Source organism: Streptomyces sp. NPDC002776 (assembly GCF_053592195.1).
On sequence record NZ_JBSFVG010000012.1, the window covers coordinates 71,107 to 92,954 of the forward strand.

General features: G+C 69.0%; 21 protein-coding genes and 1 pseudogene. 9 read left to right on the plus strand and 13 right to left on the minus strand.

What is annotated here, in order from left to right:
• Positions 1 to 149: 149 nt before the first annotated feature.
• Together ACWD11_RS23810 and ACWD11_RS23815 are read left to right on the plus strand one after the other, a co-directional pair.
• A pseudogene (locus ACWD11_RS23810) lies at positions 150 to 393 on the plus strand (hypothetical protein); the annotation flags it as partial.
• Between the two features lie 325 nt (positions 394 to 718).
• A complete protein-coding gene (locus ACWD11_RS23815) occupies positions 719 to 1,063 on the plus strand; it encodes an alpha-amylase (protein WP_451285333.1) in 345 nt (114 codons plus the stop codon).
• A gap of 60 nt (positions 1,064 to 1,123) precedes the next feature.
• Here ACWD11_RS23815 and ACWD11_RS23820 read toward each other — a convergent pair whose 3' ends face one another.
• A complete protein-coding gene (locus tag ACWD11_RS23820) occupies positions 1,124 to 2,311 on the minus strand; it encodes a zinc-dependent alcohol dehydrogenase (RefSeq protein WP_451285335.1) in 1,188 nt (395 codons plus the stop codon).
• On the minus strand, positions 2,308 to 2,772 hold the full coding sequence (locus tag ACWD11_RS23825; RefSeq protein WP_451285336.1) for a hypothetical protein: 465 nt from the start codon (positions 2,770 to 2,772) through the stop codon (positions 2,308 to 2,310). Before ACWD11_RS23825 ends, ACWD11_RS23820 begins: the two co-directional genes overlap by 4 nt.
• A gap of 135 nt (positions 2,773 to 2,907) precedes the next feature.
• Here ACWD11_RS23825 and ACWD11_RS23830 point away from each other — a divergent pair, with 135 nt between their 5' ends.
• Complete coding sequence (locus ACWD11_RS23830) at positions 2,908 to 3,504, plus strand: hypothetical protein (protein ID WP_451285338.1); 597 nt, start codon at positions 2,908 to 2,910, stop codon at positions 3,502 to 3,504.
• On the opposite strand, the gene ACWD11_RS23835 is transcribed toward ACWD11_RS23830, so the two are convergent.
• The 6 genes from ACWD11_RS23835 to ACWD11_RS23860 form a co-directional block, all read right to left on the minus strand.
• Complete coding sequence (locus ACWD11_RS23835; protein WP_389420398.1) at positions 3,457 to 3,966, minus strand: DUF6098 family protein; 510 nt, start codon at positions 3,964 to 3,966, stop codon at positions 3,457 to 3,459. The two genes, ACWD11_RS23830 and ACWD11_RS23835, sit on opposite strands and share 48 nt — an antisense overlap.
• Before the next feature lie 312 nt (positions 3,967 to 4,278).
• A complete protein-coding gene (locus ACWD11_RS23840) occupies positions 4,279 to 4,695 on the minus strand; it encodes a CBS domain-containing protein (protein ID WP_451285340.1) in 417 nt (138 codons plus the stop codon).
• 284 nt (positions 4,696 to 4,979) lie between these two features.
• Positions 4,980 to 5,231 (minus strand): hypothetical protein, encoded by a 252-nt coding sequence (locus tag ACWD11_RS23845; protein ID WP_389420396.1) that lies wholly within the window; start codon positions 5,229 to 5,231, stop codon positions 4,980 to 4,982.
• 82 nt (positions 5,232 to 5,313) lie between these two features.
• Complete coding sequence (locus ACWD11_RS23850) at positions 5,314 to 5,901, minus strand: hemerythrin domain-containing protein (RefSeq protein WP_389420395.1); 588 nt, start codon at positions 5,899 to 5,901, stop codon at positions 5,314 to 5,316.
• A 12-nt stretch (positions 5,902 to 5,913) separates the two neighbouring features.
• Positions 5,914 to 7,113 (minus strand): hypothetical protein, encoded by a 1,200-nt coding sequence (locus ACWD11_RS23855; RefSeq protein ID WP_389420394.1) that lies wholly within the window; start codon positions 7,111 to 7,113, stop codon positions 5,914 to 5,916.
• A gap of 263 nt (positions 7,114 to 7,376) precedes the next feature.
• Positions 7,377 to 7,949, minus strand: coding sequence for an ArsR/SmtB family transcription factor (locus tag ACWD11_RS23860; RefSeq protein ID WP_389420393.1), 573 nt, complete (start codon positions 7,947 to 7,949; stop codon positions 7,377 to 7,379).
• Between the two features lie 77 nt (positions 7,950 to 8,026).
• Here ACWD11_RS23860 and ACWD11_RS23865 point away from each other — a divergent pair, with 77 nt between their 5' ends.
• From ACWD11_RS23865 to ACWD11_RS23875, 3 genes are all read left to right on the plus strand, one after another.
• Entirely contained in the window at positions 8,027 to 8,755 is a 729-nt protein-coding gene (locus ACWD11_RS23865) for a hypothetical protein (protein ID WP_451285343.1), read from the plus strand.
• A 205-nt stretch (positions 8,756 to 8,960) separates the two neighbouring features.
• Positions 8,961 to 10,187: a threonine--tRNA ligase gene (gene thrS / locus ACWD11_RS23870; protein WP_451285345.1), complete on the plus strand. Its 1,227-nt coding sequence runs from the start codon at positions 8,961 to 8,963 to the stop codon at positions 10,185 to 10,187.
• Between the two features lie 188 nt (positions 10,188 to 10,375).
• Positions 10,376 to 11,215: an aldo/keto reductase gene (locus ACWD11_RS23875; protein ID WP_451285347.1), complete on the plus strand. Its 840-nt coding sequence runs from the start codon at positions 10,376 to 10,378 to the stop codon at positions 11,213 to 11,215.
• Between the two features lie 85 nt (positions 11,216 to 11,300).
• On the opposite strand, the gene ACWD11_RS23880 is transcribed toward ACWD11_RS23875, so the two are convergent.
• Positions 11,301 to 11,780 (minus strand): hypothetical protein, encoded by a 480-nt coding sequence (locus ACWD11_RS23880; RefSeq protein ID WP_451285349.1) that lies wholly within the window; start codon positions 11,778 to 11,780, stop codon positions 11,301 to 11,303.
• A complete protein-coding gene (locus ACWD11_RS23885) occupies positions 11,774 to 12,367 on the minus strand; it encodes a TIGR03086 family metal-binding protein (protein WP_451285351.1) in 594 nt (197 codons plus the stop codon). The genes ACWD11_RS23880 and ACWD11_RS23885 overlap by 7 nt, the downstream gene beginning before the upstream one ends.
• 97 nt (positions 12,368 to 12,464) lie before the next feature.
• Between ACWD11_RS23885 and pdxR the strand changes: the two genes are divergently transcribed.
• On the plus strand, positions 12,465 to 13,907 hold the full coding sequence (pdxR, locus tag ACWD11_RS23890; protein WP_451285353.1) for a MocR-like pyridoxine biosynthesis transcription factor PdxR: 1,443 nt from the start codon (positions 12,465 to 12,467) through the stop codon (positions 13,905 to 13,907).
• Positions 13,908 to 13,978: 71 nt separating this feature from the next.
• On the plus strand, positions 13,979 to 14,470 hold the full coding sequence (locus ACWD11_RS23895; protein ID WP_451285529.1) for a nucleotidyltransferase domain-containing protein: 492 nt from the start codon (positions 13,979 to 13,981) through the stop codon (positions 14,468 to 14,470).
• An 88-nt stretch (positions 14,471 to 14,558) separates the two neighbouring features.
• On the opposite strand, the gene ACWD11_RS23900 is transcribed toward ACWD11_RS23895, so the two are convergent.
• Positions 14,559 to 15,020 carry an ATP-binding protein gene (locus tag ACWD11_RS23900; RefSeq protein ID WP_451285355.1) on the minus strand — a complete coding sequence of 154 codons (462 nt, stop codon included), beginning with the start codon at positions 15,018 to 15,020 and terminating at the stop codon, positions 14,559 to 14,561.
• Positions 15,021 to 15,453: 433 nt separating this feature from the next.
• Here ACWD11_RS23900 and ACWD11_RS23905 point away from each other — a divergent pair, with 433 nt between their 5' ends.
• Positions 15,454 to 15,768, plus strand: coding sequence for a hypothetical protein (locus ACWD11_RS23905; RefSeq protein WP_451285357.1), 315 nt, complete (start codon positions 15,454 to 15,456; stop codon positions 15,766 to 15,768).
• 71 nt (positions 15,769 to 15,839) lie between these two features.
• On the opposite strand, the gene ACWD11_RS23910 is transcribed toward ACWD11_RS23905, so the two are convergent.
• Positions 15,840 to 18,521 carry a GH32 C-terminal domain-containing protein gene (locus ACWD11_RS23910; RefSeq protein WP_451285359.1) on the minus strand — a complete coding sequence of 894 codons (2,682 nt, stop codon included), beginning with the start codon at positions 18,519 to 18,521 and terminating at the stop codon, positions 15,840 to 15,842.
• Between the two features lie 372 nt (positions 18,522 to 18,893).
• Positions 18,894 to 21,827 carry a GH32 C-terminal domain-containing protein gene (locus ACWD11_RS23915; protein ID WP_451285361.1) on the minus strand — a complete coding sequence of 978 codons (2,934 nt, stop codon included), beginning with the start codon at positions 21,825 to 21,827 and terminating at the stop codon, positions 18,894 to 18,896.
• Between the last annotated feature and the right edge of the window lie 21 nt (positions 21,828 to 21,848).

The following is a 21,848-nucleotide window of genomic DNA, read 5'->3' on the forward strand; positions in this document are numbered from 1 at the left end:
GTTGGCGGCGGGTCGCAGCCGCTCTGCGTTCGAGTCTTGACGGATCACCTACGGGACGGGCACGCTTCCCCTGCGGATTGAGAGCGCTCTCAGCATTTAGGCGGACAGAGGAGCCGCTGGACGGTCATCCCGAGTTGGCGGGCGTATACGCGACCACCAAAGTGCCGACCCTGCAAGGCTGTTCGGGCAAGCTCGTAAGCGGTTCACGCTCGCGACGCTGGTCGACCGGATGAACGAGCTGTACGCGACCTCGCTGGACATGGTCGGCGCTGCTCCGTCGGCGTGCGCCCGGGCGAACACCCGGCCGGCGACGACCTGGAGCGCATCACCCGCACAACACTGACGCACCTGCGCGCTCAGATGGTGTCCGACCCGCTGGCCTTCTGGCACCCCGAGTCGCCCAACGCCGAACTCGCAGTGGGCGCAGTCGAGATGGATCTCCGCCGACCCCTTTGCCACCCCCGCACCACGACCGGCCGCTGACAAGGACGACGTCGCCAGGCGGCGGCCGGGAGGACAGCACACTCCCCCACGCATCCCTCGCCGTGGACAGCCCGCCCGAACAGACCTGCCTTCAGTGCGGCATGTGCGAGGAGTGCAACATATTTCAATCCTCAAAAAGGTAGCTGGCCTGCCTTTTGATGTGCGCGATGAGATCATGGCTGAAAAGCCTTGCAGAAACTTGCATGAGTATCCGTGCGTCCTGAGACTTCGGAACATGGCACATCACACGACACGCATATCGCGTCCCGTCGCTCTCGCCACCATGACCGCGGCGGGCCTCTTGATGCACCTCACCGCCGCTCCGTCCGCTGCGGCGGCCACTGGATCGCCGGCTCCGGAGTGCGTGGAGCACTTCCAGAGCTGGCGCTACACCGACGTCCATAACGGCTGCGGCGACACCGTCTCCGTCACGGTCGAGTACACGAACGGCCAGTGGGCCCCCTGCCGCGTCATCGAGCCCGGCGGCTGGGCGACCTTCTCCGGCTACGGGCCGAGCGGCAATTACGTCACGGCGCTGCGGACGTGCGACCCCGCCCTCGTCACCGCCGACGGCACCTGAGCCTGGCCTCGGAGATTTCGGGCCAGGCTCCGGTGGCCCGGTGAGCGGCCCTCCCAAAGATCAGGCGGCGTCTTGGTGGTCGGGGCGGATGACGACGCGTACGCAGCCGTCCGACTTGTGCTTGAACATGTCGTACGCCATAGGCGCCTGCTCGAGCGAGAGGGTGTGGGTCGCCAGGTGCGCCGTATCGATCTCACCCGCGGCGAGCCGGTCGAGCAGCATGGGAATGTAGCGCTGGCCGTGCATCTGCGCCCCGCGCACGGTGAGCCCCTTGTTGATCACGGCGCCGAGCGGGAACTTGTCGACGGCGCCCGCGAAGACGCCCAGGATGAAGACGGTGCCGCCCTTGCGGCAGGCGTGGATGGCCTGGCGTACGGCGGTCGGCCGGTCGGTCTGCAGGCGGAGTTGCTGCTTGGCCTGGTCGTACAGGTGCATCGGGCCGTCGCTGTGGGCCTCCATGCCGACGGCCTCGATGCACACGTCGGGGCCGCGCCCGCCGGTGCGTTCGCGCAGTTCCACGGCGACGTCGGTGGTGGTGTAGTCGATGGTCTCCGCACCGACGTACCGTTCGGTCATGGCCAGCCGCTCAGGGATGCGGTCGATGGAGATGACCCGTTCGGCGCCCTTGAGGATGGCCGCCCGGGCGGCCATCTGCCCCACCGCTCCGCAGCCCCAGACGGCGACGACGTCGCCGGGTTTCACCCCGGCCAGGTCCGCGCTCATCCATCCGGTGGGTACGGAGTCGGAGACGAAGAGGGCGCTGGTGTCGTCGATGCCCTCGGGGACCTTGAAGGCGCCGTAGTCGGCGAACGGGACGCGGACGTACTCGGCGTGGCTGCCGCGCAGTCCGCCCATGGCGTGCGAATAGCCGAAGATGCCGGCGGTCTCGTAGCCGAAGAGGGCCTGGCCGATACCGGGGTTGGTGTTGGTGTTGTCGCACAGGGACCACAGATCGTTGGCGCAGTACCAGCAGCGCCCGCAGCCGACGAAGGAGCAGACCACGACCCGGTCGCCGACCTTGTGCTTGCGTACGGCGGGTCCGGTCTCCACTACCTCGCCGATGAATTCGTGTCCGATCACGTCACCGGCGCGCATCGCGGGGATGTAGCCGCCGATGAGGTGCAGGTCGGAGCCGCAGGTGGTGCCCGCGATCAGCCGCACGATGACGTCCTGGTCGTTGCGCAGCTCCGGATCGGGGACCTGCTCGACGGACAGCTTGTTCACGCCTTCCCAGCACAGCGCCTTCACAGCACTCCCTCCCCACCGGAACGACGGGTGAACACCTCGACCAGCTTGCCGCCCGGCGTGGGGCGGGTCGTCGGCGGCGTGTCCGGCCGCAGCACCTCACCCGCCTCCAGCAGGGCCTTGGCGTCACGCAATGCGCGCCGCAATTCCTGCCGCGGGTCCTGTCCGGCCAGCCGCGCGGGCGCGGAGGTCGACATGGCGGGGACGGGCTCCTTGAACCGTGCGGCCAGTTCCGTGCCGCGGTCCCCGGGTGCCGGCCGTATCTGTACGTCGATCCGCTCCGCCAGCTCGTCCAGGGGTGCCGGCGGCTTTCCTTCGGATCCCACGTCGGCGGGCGTTCGGTTGATGGTCACGGTGAGCCAGCGATCGTGCGCCCGCTCGTCGGTCCGGTGCGAGGGCCGGGACCGCCGTACGGCCGCCGCCCCGGCGGCCGCGACCGGAACCGCCCACCACAGCTTCTTCATCGAATACCCTCCGCTTCGGTCTCCGGCGGCCCCCGTCCCGCGCCGGGTTTCCGTGGCCCCACGAACGAAACGGGGGACGGTGGCGAGGTGCCGGCGGGCACGTGGGATCGCGCAGCCTCGGGTACTCGGCGCAGCATGATGAAGCGCGCGCTATGGCAGGGATTGGTGGCCGGCACGGCCGGTGTGCTGGTGATGACGCTTGGCGAGAAGGCGGAGCAGCGGCTGACGGGTCGCCGTGACTCCCACGTCCCCGCCCGGACCCTGCAACGCCTGACGGGCATGCCGGAGCATCCCGGCCGCCAGCCCGTGCCGGTGAACCTGGCGATGCACGTGGGGCAGGGTGTCCTCTTCGGCGTGCTGCGGTCGGTGATGTCCCAGGTGGGGCTGCGCGGTCCCTGGTCCTCGGGGAAGTTCGCCGTCGTCCGGCTCACCAGCGACCAGATCCTGGAGAACGCCACCGGGGTCGGCGCCCCGCCTCAGACCTGGCCGCGCGGCGAACTCGTCGTCGACCTGCTGCACAAGACGGTGTATGCCTTCGCGACCGGTGTCGTCGCCGATGCCTTGGCCTGCTCGCTCAGGTCCCGGCCCGGGGCAGCGCCACGCGGCGATGCGCACCGGTCGGCAGACGGATGTGGGCCCCCTGCCTCGCCACCAGGCCCCCAGGCCATAGCGCCGCCCGGGCGGCTACTGGCGGTCGTGCCGCCTCGCCGGTGCCGACGGCTGCAGGGATGACGGGGGTTCCTCGGCAGGTTCGACTCGGCCGAGTGTGCCCCAGCGCCCAGGTTGCTCGGTGATGATGCGGCACGCGTCCGTGATCGCCTCGTCGGCGATCCAGCCGAGGGGCTCGATGTCCGTCACCAGCGGTTCGTTGTCAGGTCCGCGTCCCGTCTCACAGCCGTGCAGGACCCAGGGCCGGGTGCGGGCGTCCTTGAGGTGCGGCAGGTGGCAGTAGTCGTAGAGTCGGCGGGCGACCCAGATCCGTACGGGCCGCTTGCCCCACCAGTCCTCGAGGTCGAGCGGGTTGGCGGACAGCCCTGGGAGTTTGATCCCGGTCAGTTCGTCCGTGCTGCTCGGGTTCGGCAGGTCGGTCGCCGGGCCGTGGGACCAGCGCACATAGAGGCCGCGGCGGCGGGTGATGAGCCGGGTGAGCTCATCGAGGCTGCGGAACGTCGGCAGGTCAGTGGTTTTGGTCATGGTGCTGGTGGACCGTTGCCGGGGCAATCAGGTGAGAGTCGTCGTGGGGAAGGGCCCCGGGGGCCGGTCGGCATGCACCACGCGTCGGCGACGCCTGCGGTACGCCGAGGCGCTCCGTGGGTGGGGCGTGCAGTGTCTCGTCCTGCTCGTCGAGGTTCGTCAGCACGACGGAGTGCGCCAAGAGCATCGGGAGCCTCCCTCGTCACCGTCTCTCACATGCGTCATACATCGACCCGGGTGCCCCCGGGCCCCGGCCGCCAATCCGGTGCCATCCACACCAGCGGCCAGGGGGCCCGGGCAACCGCGTTCGGCTCAGTCGGTGGACAGGGCCTGAAGCAGGTCACCGACCTTGGGGTCGGGCAGGGAGCGGGCCACGTCGGCCTGGGCGACCATGCCGACCAGGTCGTGCCCGTCGATCACCGGCAGCCGGCGCACCTTGTGTTCCGTCATGGTGCGCAGGATCTCCTCCACGTCGTCGTCGGCGCCGATGGTCACGGCCTCGCCCTGGGCCAGCTCACCGGCCTGGCAGGTCGCCGGGTCCTTGCCCGCGCCGAGGACCTTCACGACGATGTCCCGGTCGGTCAGGACGCCTTTGAGCTTGTTGTCCGTGCCGCAGATCGGCAGGGCACCGACGCCGAGATCCTTCATCTTGCGGGCCGCGTCCAGCACCGTCTCCTCGGCCCCGATGCACTCGGCCTCACCCGTCATGATGTCCCGCGCCTTGGTCATCAGATTTTCACTCCCTAGGGGTGTCAGCCGTCCCCGACTTCCGCGTCGGCGGACGGTCGCCTTCGGTGGTTGAGGGCTTGGGTTCCCCATTGCAACTCGCTATAACGTTTGCCGTGGCTTGCCTCACCGCTTCGGCGGCGCGCGGCGTGCGGTCACCTACTGGTGCGGGACAAAGGCAGACGCGGGGCTGCCTCTGCCCGCTGCGCGTCCTGACCGTCCTGAGCCGGATGAGATCTCGTGACAGCTGCAAAGGGGCCCGCGTACCGTGCTGGCACGGGGTGGCGTCAGGCGCCCAGTTTGTCCACGGCATCCTGCAAAGAGGCCGACAGACGTGTGACGTCCTCCTGGGCGGGTGACGGTGTGCCCATCCGCTCCACCAGCTCCCCGCGGGAGATCAGCACGGCCGCCCCGTGGTACTGCTCGCTGCCGAGGGCAGCCTGTTCGACCACCTGAGCACGGCCCTCCAGGAGCACCAGAACGGCGTCGTCCGACGGAGCGTTCAGAAGCTCCCTGACCAGTGACTCGTCGATCCTCATGCGTGCTCTCCTCGGTGCCGTCCGCGGACTGCCGGACCGGGGCCGGGTCATGAGCCCGGCCCCGGTCACGGCTGCTTGGGACCTACTTGCCCATGGCCTGGCGCACGGCGTCCTTGGTGCGGTCCATGAGGGCCGCGACGGGGCCCAGGGCCATGTTCTTCGCCCCCGACTCGACACCCGGGTGGGGCCGGGTGGGTGCCATCGCCTCGGCGGCCTTGAGGGCCTTGGCCATCACGGCGAGACTGCCGGCGTCGGTGCTGCGGCGGATGTGGGTGAACTCGTAGCGTTCCTCCGCCCGGGCGTGTTCCTGGACGTCCTTGCGCAGCTTCAGCAGCTGGGGCATGAACTTCGGATCGTTCGTGTCCAGCTCGTCGAGGGCGGCCAGCGTCTCCTTGGCCGCCCTCTCCTCGGCGAGACGGTCCTTCACCACCTGCTCGCCGCCGGGAAGGTTCTTCCGGGCGAAGGGGTGGACGACCTCTTCCTCGGCGGTCTCGTGCACGGCCAGCAGGCGCACCAGGCGGCGGAAGGCGTCGCGGCGCTCCTCACCCGTGGCCGCCTCGACCTCGTCGAAGAGATTGCGGATGTCACCGTGCTGGCGCATCAGCAGCGCCACCACGTCGTCGTCCTTGGCTTGGTCGTCCCCGGCGTGCGGGGTGTGCAGCTCGGTCATGTCAGCCCTTCCCTACTTCTCGCGCTGCGCGGGGTCGGGGTGCTCGCCCTCGGTCTGGACGCGGTACTCGCGGCCGAACATCTCGTCGTGCTCGGTCATGACCCGGTCGCTCGGCGGTGCCTCGCCGCCGTGGATCTGCTCCTGCATCTTCTCGAACCGCTCGTGCGCCTCACGGACGTAACCGGCGCCGAGCGTGGTCAGGTCCATCTGCGTGTCGAGCAGCTCACGCACGTAGGCCTTGTTCGGCTCGAACGTCAGTACGTTGGGCAGCTCGGGGGCGAGCACGGAGGCGGGGTCGCGGCCGTCGTGGCGGCGCATCAGGTCGCAGGCGGCGTGCAGGTGCTCCAGCTCCATGTTCAGGTGCAGCTCCCAGATCGCCTTGACCTTGGGGTCGGTCTCCTGCTCCATGAAGGAGTAGTACAGGTAGCACTCGTTGTACTCGTGGTTGACGAGCTGCTCCCACCACGTCTCACCCGGGTCCACCAGGGACTCGTAGTGGGTGACGTGCTCCTCCTCGATCAGGCCGATCTCCTGGTAGAGCTGACGGGCGATCGGCTCCATGTAGGTGGGACCGGTGTTCATGTAGAAGTTCATGGTCTGCTGCTCGGCCGACATGATCGTCAGCGCGTGCAGCTTCGACAGCGGGTTCGTCTCGTCCTTGGCGTACGGGTCGCGGACGTTGTCGACCGGGTCGCGGTGGTGGAAGCGGGTGGGCCGGCCGGGCATGATCTCGGTCAGGTTGTCGACGATCGACTCGGCCTTGCGGTGCTCGATCATCTCGTACAGGTTCGCGTACCGGTACAGGTGGTCGAAGTCCTCCAGGACGCCGAACTGGTACGCCTGCTTCAGATACGGGTCCGGCTCCATCCGGGCCACCCACGCCGTCAGGTCCACCGCGACCTGCTCGTAGGCGATGGTCGTCTCCAGCACTGAGGAGACGCCCGGGAGCAGCCAGTTCACGACCTTCTGCTGCTGCGCCTCGATGTAGCGCACGCGCGCCAGCTGACGCTTTACCTCGGGATCGACGGTGTTGCGGGCGAGCTGGTGGCTGAAGAGGATCGCCTCCACCTCGATCCCGTTCATCGCGATGATCCGGCAGCGGGTGTAGGGGTCACAGTGGTCCGGGTCGATCGGGTCCACGTTCAGCTCGCGCCAGCTCCGGAGCTGGCGGTCCAGCGGGATGCCCCGCTGTTCCAGGGGATTGAACGTCATGGGGGGTGCCTCCTGATGACGAGGGGGACTCGCGCCGCTGGGGTACCCCGTTTCAGGCGTCGAGCACAGACATGGTTCTCAGTCTGTTCACGAGGGGCGCTTTCCAGCCACCGCTCACACCCGCGAACCGCCGGGTTCCCCCTCGTGGGTCAACCGAGCGGGCGGATGCCGTGCTGTTCGGCGAACGTTTGTCCACGCCGCACCGGACCGGTCGACGGGGAAGCCAATGCGGTCGTTCAGGCGGTTCGTCGGTCGGCTGCCGGTCAGTCAGCGGGCAGGCCGAACCAGCGCAGGAGTACGGGCCGTGCGTCGTCGGGGGCGTCCTCGGGGCCGCGGGCGTAGCGCGCGAGCAGGGCGAGGTAGTCGTCGTGGAACGCGTCCAGCTCACCCTTGGTGAGGTGGATGAGGCTGCGTGAACCGCGCATCCAGCCGTCGGACTCCGCCTGTCCGGCAGTGAACTGCCGGGCGAGCTCGACGTCCTCCTCCATCCTCATACGGTCCAGCTCGACCGACATTGCACGCTCGGCCTCCGTCAGCTCATTCTGCGGCGGTCTGCGGATGTCGAGGCCGCGTACCCCACGCCACCAGCGCTCCCGCCCGGTGGAGCGCTCGGGGATGTCTTCGATGAGGCCGCTACGCTCCAGCATGCGCAGGTGGTAGCTGAGCGTCCCGGTGTTCTCGCCGAGGGCGGCGGCCAGCGTGGTCGAGGTGGCAGGGCCCGTCGCGCCGAGGTGACGCAGGATGCGCAGGCGCAGCGGGTGCGCGAGCGCCTTGAGGACCTCGGGACTGTCGACCGTACGCCGTTCTGCGGCCTGCGCTGCTGGCTCCTCCGTCATGACGGACAGTCTACCCGATCGCAGCGTTTTCTCTGCAGACCTTCCTCTGCAGAGAAATCTCTGCAAGGCTGTGGCGTATGACGCCGAACCGAGTGAGCTGGAAACGCACAGTCCGTCACTTCACAGGTGCTGCTGCGGCACTTCTTGCCGGCCTGACCCTGGGCGCCGCACCCACGCACGGAGCTGAAGGGGCGGCGGCACCAGAGTTCGACTTCTCCGCCTGCCCGACCGTCGATGAGCTGCCCGCGGGTGCGGACCCCGGGACCTGGCGCTGCGAGGTCATGCACGCCACGGGACATCTGCGCATGGGCGCCGTCGACGAGCCGCTCACCGAACCTATGAAGATCACCTTTGCGGAAGGCCGGTTGGACGGTGAATTCCGTCAGGTCTTCGGAACCATGACCGCCGCGCCAGTCCGGGTGGGGCGCACCTCGTTGGCCCTGACTCCGCAGTACGGCGGCTATTCGGACTTCCTGTCCGACGACACCCGGCGCGGCGAGTTCGACATCAAGTTCGCCATAGGCCCGGCGCGCGGGCCGCATGCCCTACCGACGTCGGGCTGCTCGGTGGGCAGCGATGAGGACGCGGTCCACCTGGTACTCAAGGACACTGATCCCACCCGGGTGATATCCAAGGACCCCTTGGTCGTCGCCTTCGGCGCCCAGGACGTGGAGTTCGCCGCCCCGGGCACCAGTGGCTGCGGCCCCTTGAGCCGCGCGATCGACCGGGCGCTGGGCCTGCCGTCCGCGGCGGGGGCGAATGCCTTCGACATGGATGTCACGGTGGGCATTCGGCCGTATGTGTAGACGGTTCGGTTACGTAGGTGTCCACGATGCCTTCCAGGTCCTTGGTCTGCCCGGCAGCTGCGCCCTGAAGCGCGCTGCCATGACGACGACGCCGGAGAGTGTCCCGGCGCGCTGACAGATGACCTGATGCGAAGCCCCGGGGCGAGTGCCCCGGGGCTTCGCCGTAGGCCCGGTCACTTGCTCCGCAACCAGCAAGGAGACCGCAATGACCGTCGTACACGACCACCGCAAACTGGGCCGTGCACTGGGCCTGTTCGACACCGATCCGCTGATCGGCGCGGGCCTGCCGTACTGGCTGCCCGACGGCGCGGCCGTGCGGCACACCCTGGAGGAGTACATCCGTGGCGCCGAGCGGCGGGCGGGCTACCAGCATGTGTACTCGCCGGTGCTCGGCAAGCGGGAGTTGTACGAGATCTCGGGGCACTGGGCGCACTACAGCGACGACATGTTCCCGCCGATGAACCTCGGTGGGGAGCAGGTCGTCCTACGGCCGAGCCTGTGCCCTCATCACGCCGTGATCTACCGCTCCCGCGCCCACAGCTACCGCGAACTGCCGCTGCGCATGGCCGAACTGGGCGGCATGTACCGCTCCGAACTCTCGGGCGTGCTCGGCGGGCTGACTCGGGTACGGGCCATCCAGCTCAATGACGCACACATCTTCTGCACCCTGGACCAGGTCGCCGAGGAGGCACAGGCCGCGCTGGAGATGATCGGCGAGGCGTACGCGGCGCTCGGCATCACCCCGACCCGATACCGGCTCTCCCTCCCGGGCCCCGGTGGCAAATATGTTGCCGCACCCGAGAAGTGGCAGCGGTCCACTGTCCTGCTGACCGACGTCCTCGACCGCTCCGGCCTGCCCTACGAGGCAGCAGAGGGAGAAGCCGCGTTCTACGGCCCCAAGATCGACGTCCAGGTCACCGACGGCGCCGGCCGGGAGTCCACCCTGTCCACCGTCCAGGTCGACTTTCACCAGCCCGAACAGTTCGGCCTGCACTACATCGGCGCGGACGGCGCGAAACACCGTCCGGTCATGGTGCATCGCAGCATCATCGGCAGCGTGGAACGCGCCGTCGCCCATCTCATCGAACAGCACGGGGGTGCCTTCCCCGCCTGGCTCGCTCCTACTCAGCTGGTCATCCTTCCGCTCTCCGACACCGAACTGCCGAACGCCGCGTCCCTCGCTGAGCGCTGCACTCGTCTCGGACTGCGTGCCCAAATCGCAGAACCGGACCGCGGCAGCCTGGGCGCCCGTATCCGAGAGGCCCGCCTGGTTCCCTACCAAGCCGTCATCGGCGCCAAAGAGGCCGCTGACGATCACGTCGCACTGCGCTTGCGTGACGGACGCCGACTCGACCCGCAGCCGATGGGTGACGTACTCACCCACATCAGGGCTCTCACCGCGGCCCACAGCACCAACCTGTGGGCCGACTGACCTGTTTTCGCGTCGATCCGGGGACGGAGTTGCCCCTGGAAGTGGATCTGCCTGCCGGGGCCGTGTGTCCTGGCCACGACCTGTTTCGAACCGGACGCCTCCCAGGTGTGAAAGACCACGCGGATATCTGCTGCTGGGACTCAACTGCACTGTTAGCGTTGGCCCTTGAGCGAGGGGGAAGTCAACACGTGACATCGACAGCGTTTTGTATCGGCGGGGATCTGAAAGTACGGCGGCTGGGGTTCGGGGCCATGCACTTGCCGACCTCCCCGGGCCCGGAGCGCGAGGCCTCTCTCGCGGTCGCGCGGCGGGCCGTCGAACTGGGTGTCACGCTGATCGACACCGCGTACATGTACGGAAGAGGAGCCAATGAGGAGCTCCTGGCCGAGGCCCTCCACCCCTACCCGGACGGGTTGCTGATCACCACCAAGGTCGGCGTTGCTTTTCCAGGCTCCTCAGGTGAGTGGAAGCTCGACGGGCGGCCCGCCGTGCTGCGGGAACAGGTCGAGCAGGCACTCCGCCGACTGCGGGTCGAGCGGATCGAGCTTCTTCAGCTGCACCGCATCGACCCCGACACGCCGCTCGCCGACCAGGTCGGCACGCTGCGGGACTTGCAGGCTGAGGGCAAGATCGGCCGGATCGGGCTCTCCGAGGTCACGGTCGACGAACTCGACCAGGCACGGGCCATCGTCGACATCGCGAGCGTGCAGAACCGGTACAACCTGCTCGACCGCGAGCACGAGCCCGTGCTCGCGGCCTGCGAAGCGGAAGGCATCGCGTTCCTGCCGTGGCGGCCCGTCGCCTGGGGCAATTCAGGAGCGCAGGCCGAGGTCGCCTCCGTGGCCGCCGAACTCGACGGCACCCCTACGCAGGTCGCGCTCGCCTGGCTCCTCGGCCACTCCCCCGTGATCCTTCCGATCCCTGGCACCGCTCGGATCGAGCACCTGGAGGAGAATCTTGCTGCGGAGCGTCTCGAGATGACCCAGGTGCACCGCGAGCGCCTCGACCGTCTGGCCGCAGTGGCGTAAGGCTCGTGGGAGTCTTCCTCCGTAGAGGGGTGGGTTGATCGCGGAGAGCGGGCTCACGGAGCTGATGGAATCGGTGCGGCCGATGTCAGCCGGCCTGCCGTGGCACCTCCCGTGCGGCACGGCACCGGTCGGCGGACATCAGCCATGCCTCCGCGTCCCGCCGTATCCGCGGCACGTCGGAGCTCTCGTACTCCCAGATCACCGACCGGATCGTCCCGCGCTCCCGGTATGCGTCCATGATCGCGACATGCTCCGGCAGCCGAACGAACTCCGCTATGGCCCGCCGTCCGGTCCACACCGAGACCGATCCGCAGCGCCGGGTCAAGGGCGCGGCCCATAACCACATGCCGACGGCTCCGTCGAGATGCGGCCAGCGCCGCCGCAGCGCGAAGCCGCGACGCATGATGCCGGGCAGGTCCCGGTACGCGTCGCTGGTGAAGTCGGTGACGCTGACGATCAGCGGGCCGCTCCGGCGACCGGGACTGTCGCTGCCTGCCGTATGCGCTGCGGAGTGGTTGGCAAGACAGTCCCCGGCGGGACCCTGGATCCAGCGGCTGCTCAGCACGGCACCGGCGTCCACGACGGGTCGCGGCCGACCAGGGCGAGCAACCGATCACCCTGCGAGGCGTCGTCGGCGACGGCGATCCGTCGGCGGAACGCTGCACCGGCCCCGCGGCCTTCGTCCGGGACCAAGGCGGCGACGCGCAGTGCGGCGGTGGTGAGTTCGGCGGAGGGCTCCCACGGGGCGCCGATCGTCACCGCGACGTCCCAGGCATGAACTACGCAGTCGAGCAGGTGGAAGCCGATCGCTGTCCGTCCGGGAACAGTGAAACCCTCGCCGATCTCCGGCAGCGCGAACGGCCGCTCCAGTGCGTCGTCTTCGGCGAACGCTGCGCTGACCTCGTCCATCGACGCCTCATACGCTCCGGCCGGGTCATCGCCGAGGTCGCCGTCGCACCATACGGCCCACGTCTCACCCGCGCCCCGGGCCGAGGCGGCGAACCCCTCGTTCTGACTGACCAGATGACGAACAAGGCCGCAAAGGGTCCAGTCCGCGCACGGAGTCGCCAACCTCAAGTGATCGGCCTTCACCTGGGAGACCAACTCCCCGGTGAGCAACAGCGCCTGGCGATCCAGTAGTCGTATGTCCATGGCCGGAGCCTAGATTTCGCAATGGCTCAGCTCCAGAGCCAATATGCTGCCAAGTGATTGAGCCAATTCCCGGGTTGCCAACCAAGAACAGGTCGCGATGGATGTGCACGTCAGGCTGGACGGGCAACGCGATCTGTCCGGCCAGATCTACCGCCAACTGCGTGCCGCGATCCACGACGGACTGCTCAGGCCCGGCGATCCCCTGCCCCCGACCCGGGAGTTGGCCCGCCGCCTCGCGGTGGCCCGCAACACGGTCGGCGTCGCATACGAGCGACTCGTCGCCGAGGGTTACGCGGGCAGCCAGGTCGGCTCCGGGACCTTTGTGCGTACGACGGGCCTGCCGACGCAAGGCGCCGCGACCGCCAACGAAACTGCCGCCTCGGGACTGCGCCCCCGCGCCCTGTGGGCGGACTTGACCCCATGGACAACGCCGGAGACGACCGGACCGACCGCGGCGACCCACGACTTCCGGGTCGGTCTGCCGGATGCCCGCCTCTTCCCGTACGAGGTGTGGCGTCCCCTGATCGCGCGGGAACTGCGCCTTTCGGGGGCCGGGGCGGTCGGATACGGCGATCCGGCCGGCCACGCGGGGCTGCGGGCCGCGCTCGCCCGGCACGTCGGGCTCTCCCGTGGCGTTCGGACCGGCCCGGACGACGTGCTGGTGACCACCGGCACGCAGCAAGCCCTGGATCTCATCGGGCGGGTGCTGCTCGAACCGGGCGACCGGGTGGCCGTAGAAGAGCCCGGCTACCCACCGGCCCGGCTGCCCTTCCTGGCACAGGGCGCCGAGGTCACGGGCATACCGGTGGACTCCGAGGGCCTGCGGGTCGAAGCCATCCCGCCGGACACCCGCGCCGTGTACGTCACTCCCGCCCACCAGTTCCCGCTCGGCATGCCTATGTCGCTGCGGCGCAGAACCGCGCTGCTGCAGTGGGCGCGGCGGCACGGCGCGGCAGTGATCGAGGACGACTACGACAGCGAATTCCGGTTCGGCGGGCGGCCGGTCGAGACCTTGCAGAGCCTGGACCGGGACGGACACGTGATCTATGTAGGGTCGTTCTCCAAGGTGATGATGCCCTCGCTGCGCGTCGGCTTCCTGGTGGCGTCCGCGCCGCTGCGTACAGCGCTGCGCACCGCCAAGTACGCCGCCGACTGGCACACTTCGGTCCCCATCCAGGCGGCGCTCGCCCGCTTCGTCGATGACGGGCTGCTCGCCCGGCACATCCGCCGGATGCAGCACACGTACGCGACCCGGCACCAGGCCGTCACCCACACGCTGACCGACCACTTCGCGGACCTGACCGAGCTGGTGCCGTCCACGGCGGGTCTGCACGTCACCACCTACACCCGAGGGCACCTCGCCGACCCCGGCGCCCTGACGGACCTGGCCCGTCAGGCCCGGGCATCCGGCGTGGCGGTCCACACCCTGGCGGAGGTCGCGGCAAACCGCTCCGCGCGCCCGGGGCTCGTCTTCGGCTACGGCTCGATCAGCGCCGCGGACATCGAGACGGGACTGCACCGTGTACTCGGCCCCACGTAAGACTGCTGTGATGGGTTGTTGAAGATATTCATTCGCTGTCCGAGGTCATCGCTTCTAGCCTGCTTCGCGTGATGACGGCTGAGGACGTGTTGTCTGTCCTGACTCTGCTGCGACGGGCAGAGGTAGATGTCTGGATCGGTGGTGGATGGGGCATCGACGCTCTGCTCGGCGAACAGACCCGAGAACACCGCGACTTGGACCTGATGCATCGGCAAGACCAGGAAGCCGCTGTAGTGGCAGCTCTCTCAGAGGCGGGTTTCGTGGAGAGCCTGGACTGGAGGCCCGTGCGCTTCGTCGTCACGGCTCCGGCTGGCCGAGAGATCGACCTCCATCCTCTCGTCTTCGGAGAAGACCGCTCGGCGGTACAGGCGTCAACCGAACCGGAGCGTCCCTTCATCTATTCCTCTGCGTGTTTCGTGACGGGCACTGTGGAGGGGACGGCTGTCCCCTGCCTGTCCGCCGAGCAGCAGGTCTACTTTCATCAGGGCTACGAGCCCACGGACCGCGATCGGCAGGACATGGCGCAACTCCGCCGAGCTTTCGGGATCGCCACCCATTTCTGAGCTGCGGTGCAAAATCGCCGCGGCCACCAAGCGCCCTCCCGTTACGCTCCCCCAGTCCGGCGCCAATCAACTCCGCACGGGTCATCCGTCACATCAGACGGCCCGCCGGATCCCCGCCGGGATCGTCGGCCAGCACGATGCCGGCCGTGATGCGCTTGCCGACCGGCTCCCGGCGCATCTCGAAGCTGTGGCACACGCCGATCACGATCTCCAGGCCATGCTGCCCGACCCGGCCCGGATCAGGACTCTGGGCCACCGGAAGCGTCGGATCGGTGTCCCACACGCTGACCTCCACAGCCCCGTCGATGACCTCCAGATCCAGCAGGCAGGGGCCCGGCGCGTACTTCTGCGCGTTGGTCACCAGTTCGCTGACGACCAGCTGCACCATGCCCATCGCACGATCCGACACCGGGATGCCGTGCACGGCTTGCACATCGCTCAGGAAGGCGCGGGCAGCGTCGCGCGCCTCGGCCACCGGCTCATGGCCGGCGAAGGTCACCGTCGCAAGGATTGGGCGGTCGGCCAGTGGCAGATCTTCGTTTTCGGGCATCACTGGGCCACACCGCCACCCTCGTCCTGAGCAATACGGCTAAGAAACCTCGCCTACCCCCAAAACCACATCCCACACCCGAGTCGTACCTGGCCGATTTCCGGCGTCCCGCGCGTCCCCGTCCGGCGGTGGCCTGCCGCGCTCCCGGAAGCTGATCACCGCCGCCCGGGCGGGCGGTGCCACCGCTAGCGAAGGAGCAGAGCCGCAAGTTCGGCAACGCGGCTCACCAGCGGCCAAGGGCTGCTGGACGTAAGAGACTGTTCAAGCACCTGAGCTGGGGAAAATGGACCCGTCTGTAACAATCCTGGGGTCTTCTACTCCTCATAGACAACACTTCGCCGTCATGGCCGCCGTTTGCGCAGCCACTCTGTTGGTGTGGCTTGTGGACGGCCCGCCCGGCAGTCCGGGCAGGGGGACCGCGCTCAACGGCGGTATGCAATCCGCGGGGGACATCGGCTACGAGCATGCGCAGATCGGCGACGAGTACTGGGCGGCGCTTCCTCTGACCTGGAACGTCTCCGATGAGGATGTGCGTATCACGCGCGCCGAGTTCGGGCACGTCAAAGTGAAGGCGAAGTCCGGAGCCGACCACTACTACATCGCCCGCATCAAAGTCACCGGCCCGGTCGACGAGGCGCTGAAGGACTGCCGCTACTGGTACGACCAGGACGGCGAGCACTACCGCCAGCAGTTGGACTGCTCGACGATCATCCGCCTGGGTCCGCCCATCGCGTACGACGACGTATAACAAACGGACGCCCCTGCTCTTCTGCCGCAGGGGCGTCCATGAACGCGATCTCCGCTGTGGGTGTTGCTGGGTCAGCTGGTCATGCTGTTCATCTTCCAGACGGTCATGGACTTGACGGTGCTGCCGTCTCCGAAGAGGCGCAGGCCGAGGGAGTCCTGGCGGAACGGGTAGGCGCGGGTGGTGATCGACTTGTGGGAGTTGGCGTAGGCCTCGATCACCGAGCGGTCGACGAAGACGTCCAGGCTGAGGGTGCCGTTGGAGAGTGTCAACGGGCCCTTGTGGATGCCGAGGTTGGGTTCGGCGCTGGAGTTGCTGCCGGATTTGGTGCGGTCGACTCCCAGTTGGGCGGCGGCTGCGTCGTAGAAGAGGCGGGTGCGTTCTTCGTCTCCCGGGCTGCGCAGGACATCGAGGCCGAAGGTGCCGGCGGTGCCGCGTTCGAGGGTCAGCTTGATGTGGAGCATGTCGCCCTTGATGGTCGCCAGGCGGTCGTTCGCGGCGGCGATGGATGTGGGTGTGGTGATGTTGAGGAGGGGTTCGCCGTCGTGGAGGCGTGAGACCTCTTCGACGGGACGGAATCCGAGGTCGCCGTCGGGCCGCATGGACAGCTCGATGGGCAGACCGGCGTTGTGGGCCCAGCCTGCGTCGTAGTGGGCGCGCTCGGTGCGGCGGTCCTGTGCGATGCTGAAGACCAGTGAGCGTTCCTTGTCGTCGACCATTCCGCTGGGGCCGGTGAAGTGGTCGCCGTAGTCCATCAGTTTCGGCTCCGTGGTGTCCGGCGTCCAGCGGCGGGCCTGCGCGTCCCAGGTGCCGACCCAGTAGTAGACGTACTTGCTGCTGTACTCACCCGGGCCGGCCGGGAAGGCCGGGTTGATGAGCAGAGCCCGGCGTTCGCGGCCCTGGGTGTCCTTGCCGATGGGCAGGAACGTGGGGAGTTCCCAGACCTGGCCGGTCTTGGGGTGGGCCGCCACGTCACCGACCATCAGCGGCCCGGAGTACGTCCAGTCGGTGAGGTTCTTGGAGGTGTACAGCAGGGCCGTGCCGCCGATGTCCTTGCCGTCGGTGCTCTGCACGCCGGAGCCCATCAGCTGGAACCAGGTGTCCCCCTCCTGCCACACGAACGGGTCGCGGAAGTCTCCGAAGCGGACCTTGCGCCCGGCGCCGACATCGAGGTCGGCCCTCTGGCTGGTGACGAGGGTGGGGTGCATCTTCCACTCGACCAGGTCGCTGTCGCCGGGGTCGACGGGGCGGGCCAGTCCGGTCGCCTGGTTGGGGCGCTGGGAGTCGTTGCCGGCGGTGAACAGCAGGACGGGTACGCCGTTCTCGTCGTAGGCCGCGTCGCCCGACCAGACTCCGTCAGGGGCCACGCTGTCCTCGGTCGGCGCGAGTGCGACGGGCAGGTCGCGCCAGTTGACCAGGTCCTCGCTCACCGCGTGTCCCCAGGCGATGTTGTGCCAGTAGGGGCCGTGGGAGTTGTGCTGGTAGAAGAGGTGGTACTTGCCCTTGTACTGGATGGGGGCGTGGGGCTCGTTCATCCAGTGGTTGGGTGCGGTGAAGTGGTAGCCCGGACGGTAGCGGTCGCCGTCGTAGCGCGAGCGGTCCATCGTCATGCGGGCCGTGGGTGTGACGCCTCCGGCGAAGGTCTGTACGTCCTTGGCGTGTCCGGCGGCCACCGATGCGGGGGTGAGCGCTCCGGTGTGGATCTTCACCTCGTCGATCAGTCCGTTGAACATGTTCACCGCGAACGTGCCGTTGATGATGGCGGGTTGGTTGTGCCGGCCGATGATCAGGGGCACGTCGGCCTTGGCCAGCCGTGCGCTGGTGGGGACGGCGGTCTGGGCGACCTGCTCGCCGTTGAGGAAAAGCCGGATCGCGCCGTCACCCGGCGCGAACACGGCCGACAGGTGGGCCCACTTGCCCGCCGCCAGCGCGGCCGGCTTGGGGACGGTCACCTCGTACCACGCGTCGCCGGTTCCGACGCCGAACTGCCACCTGCCGTGCCGGCCGACGCCGAGGGAGAAGCCCCGCTTGGCCCCCTTGTCCTGCTGGTTGACGACCGCCGAGGGCTTGCCGTCGTCACCCCACTCGAACGCGCGCGGCGCGACCCACGCCTCGACGCTCAGGCCGTCCGTGGGCAGTTGCGTCTGCGCGGCGCGGGTGACCCAGGTGGAGTAGCCGTCGAAGAGCAGCGCGCCGGACAGTACGCCGTCGCCTTCGCGCCGAGGGCGCCACAGCGGATCGCTGTCCTGCTTGTACTGGGCGTCGTTGAAAACGTAGCTGATGGGGTCGGCGGCCTCGCTGGTCTTCTCCCTGGTCGTGGTGCCCTTGCCCTCGGAGAAGTCCCAGTGGGCGGCGAGCCCCGTCGGTGAGGGATCGGGCGCCTTGTCGGTTCCGACGCGGACGTCGTCGAGGTTGATGTGGCCCCAGCCGCCGGTGGCCTTGTCGACGACCATGACGCGCAGCTGTTCGCCGAGGTGTGCGCGTGCGTCCCAGGTGACGCGGTGGTAGGTCTCGTCGTCCGTTCCGGTGGCCTTCTTCAGCACCGTCCCGTCGAGGGTGGTGAGCGCGACATAGAGGTCGCTGTCGTTACGGCCGCCGGAGACCAGGGCGCTGACCATGCCCGTGCCGGTCAAGGTGAACGGCTCAGACGTCGCCGTTCCCGTGGCAGCATCCCCGCCCGCGGCGAAGCCCCACAGGTGGTAGGTGCCCTGCTGATTGAAGCAACAACCCCAACCCCAACCCGGCTTGTCGGTCACCGCTCCCGTGAACGCCGTCCCGGTCGTCGTCCAATCGCTCAGATTGCCGGACTCGAAATCGGGGTTCGACAGGGCGGTCCCGCTTGCTCCGGCGGGTGATGCCATCAGGGGCGAGGCCAGTCCGAGACACATCGCGAATGCCAGGAGCAGCCTCAGGAGGATGGGTGAGGGCCTGGTCGTGGCTCTCACCGGTGAGCGTGGGCGCATGCGTACCTCCGGTTGTGGGGTGTGGTGCAGGGCTGGGGAGAGCGGTCGCCGTGAAGGGCGGCGGTCGCGGTCAGGTGAGGGGCAGCGAGTGCCGGACCGTCTGGTGGGGAGCCAGCCTGGTCGACCGGGCGCCTAAGGGCAGTTGGCCGCCGTAGCGGCCGAGGCTTACTTGCGGCGGACGGGGACGTTCACGTCGTCCACGTTGATGTGGCCCCAGCCGCCCGTCGCCCGGTCGACGACCTCGACGTAGATCCGCTCACCGAGGTGGGCGGCGAGGTCGAACACGACGCGGCGGTACTGCTCGCCGCCGCGGCCGGTCGCCTTGGCCAGGATCTTGCCGTCGTCGGCGCGGACCACGGCGGCGTAGAGCCGGTCAGGGTCGTTGCCGCCGGAGACGAGGAGGTCGACCACGCCGTCTCCGCCGAGGACGACCGTGGCGGAGCGCAGCACCCCGGTGGCGTCGTCGCCCCCCGCGTCCGGGTTGAAGCCCCACAGGTGGTGGCCGGCTGCGTCGTCCTGGGTGTCGGCCTGGTAGAAGGGGCCGCCCCAGCCCCAGTCGGTGCGGGTGGTGACGTTGGCGTCGCTGAAGGTGGTGCCCTCGACGACGGTCCATCCGGTGAGGTCGCCGGTGGCGAAGTCGTGGTTGGGCAGGGCGTCGACGTCCGTGGGGCGGGGCGGATCGTAGACGGCCGGCGCGACGGGGGTGTCGTAGGCGCCGTTCATCCGCCAGACGTCCAGCACCAGCACGCTCGGGGAGCCCTCTTCCGCGGTCAGGCGCAGGCCGGTGGCGTCTTCCCTGGTGGGGTAGACACGGCTGGTGATGCTGTTGGCTCCGTTGACGTACGCCTCCAGCATCGAACGGTCGAGCAGGACGCGCAGGTGCAGGCGGCCGTCGTCCAGCTCGACTGTGCCGCCGTGGACGCCCTTGCGTACGTCCGGATCGAGGCTGGAGCGGTCGCGGTCGATGGAGAAGCGGCGCTTGGCGGTGTCGTAGGTCAGCAGGGTCTCCTCGGTGCCGTCTGGGCAGGCCCGCACTGCCAGGCTGATCGATCGCGCGCCGCGCGGTTCGATGACGGCGTGGAGGTCGAGGAGGTCGCCGCGGACTCCGGCGAGTCGGCGGTTCGCCTCCTTGAGGGAGGTCCGGCGGATGCGGGCGAGTTGCTTGCCGCGCAGTCCGGCGGCCTCGGCGATCGGCTCGACGCCGAGGCGGCCGTCGCGGCGCAGCGAGAGGCTGACGGGCATTCCGGCGTTGTGGGCCCAGCCGGACTGGGCGTGCTGCTGTTCGCTGCGCCGGTCCTGGGTGATGCTGAAGACGACGGAACGGCCGTCGGGGGTGACGAAGCCGGACGGGCCGGTGAAGTGTTCGCCGAAGTCGAACTCACGGGGTTCGTCGTGGTCGGGCAGGAAACGGCACGCCCGCTTGTCGAAGGTGCCGATCCAGTAGTAGGTGTGCTTGACGGCGTTCGGGTTGAACCCCTCCCACCAGGGACAGATCAGCAGGATGTGCTTGCCGGTGCGCCTGCCGCCGGGTCCGGGCAGGGGAAGCAGGACGGGCAGCTCCCACACCTCGCCGGGCTCCGGCCGGGTGGCGAGGTCGTTGGAGTGCAGGGGGCCGCGGTAGGTCCAGGGGCCCTCGGGCCGGCGGGCGGTGTAGACGAGGGCGGTGCCCCCGTGCTTGCGGGCCACCCGCGTGCCGTCGTAATCGACGATGCCGCTGCCGACGAGCTGGTACCAGACGCCGTCCTCCTCCCAGACGAACGGGTCGCGGAAGTTCTCCGCCCACGCGGTGCCGGGACCGGCGGGCAGACCGGCCGGCGCCTCGGTGACCGGCTCGGACTTCATGGTCCAGGTGGGCAGGTCGGTGTCCTTGTCGGTCGGGTAGGTCGACACGGCGAGCCCGGTCCGCTGGCGGTAGGGCAGCCGGTCGTCGCCGCCGGTGAAGAACAGGACCGGTCCGCGGTCGCCGTCGACGAAGGCCGAGCCCGACCAGCAGCCGTCCGGCCCGACCGAGCCGGCGGCGGGAGCGAGGGCGGGGGGAAGGTCGCGCCAGTGCACCATGTCGGTGCTGACCGCATGCCCCCAGTGGATCTGGCCCCAGAACGGGCCGAGCGGGTTGTGCTGGTAGAAGATGTGGTATTTGCCCTTGAAGTAGACGGGCGCGTGCGGCTCGTTCATCCAGTGCCAGGGCGGCAGCATGTGGAACTGGGGGCGGTGCCGGTCCCCGTCGAAGCGGCTGCGGTGCGGGCTGAGGTCCGGCCTGGGTATGCGTCCGCCGGGGAGGGCGGCGAGCTGGTCGGTGTGCTCCTGCCGGGCGGTCGGTTCGTCCAGGGCGCCGGGGCGGATGACGAGGCTGTCCATCAGGCCCATGTACATGTTGGCGTGGAATTCGCCGTTGAGCAGCGTGGAGCGGTTGTGGCGGCCGATCAGCAGCGGTTCGTCCGGGGCGAGGACGGGGGCCTTGCCCGGGGTGTCGGCGGTGCCGATCGGCCGGCCGTCGCGGTACAGGCGCAGCTGCTGGGCGGCGGGGTCGTAGGTGGCCGCCACATGCGTCCAGCGGTTCTTGGCCGCGGGCTGGTCCGGGGCGCCCTTGACCTCGATCAGGCTGTCTTCGAAGCCGAGCTGGAAGACGATCTGTCCGAAGCGGCGCAGGCCGAGCAGGAATCCGCGTCCGGTGTCGGGGTTGTGCTGGTTGACCAGCGCCTGGGGCTTGCCGTCGATGCCGTGCTCGTAGGCGTAGGGCGCGATCCACACGTCGAGGGTGATGCCGGTCGAGGCGTCGAGGTCGCCGGGGCCGTCGGCGGTGACGAGGGTCGAGTAGCCGTCGAAGTACAGGGCCCGGCCGCGAACCCCACGGCGCCGCACGGGGTCACTGTCGGGCTTGTGACGGGCGTCGTTGAAGACGTAGCCGACCGGGTCGGTGGCGCCGGAGACGGCCTCGAGTGTGACGGCTCCGGTGCGCTCGTCGAAGTCCCAGCGGGCGGTGGGAGATGCGGGCCGGGCCCGGGTGCGTGCGGCGGCGGGAGCGGAAGCGAACGAGAACGGGACGAGCGCGCCGCCCACGGCGGCGGACACGACGCTGAGGGCCGTTCTTCTCCTCATGGCTGACTCCTGGAACAGTGC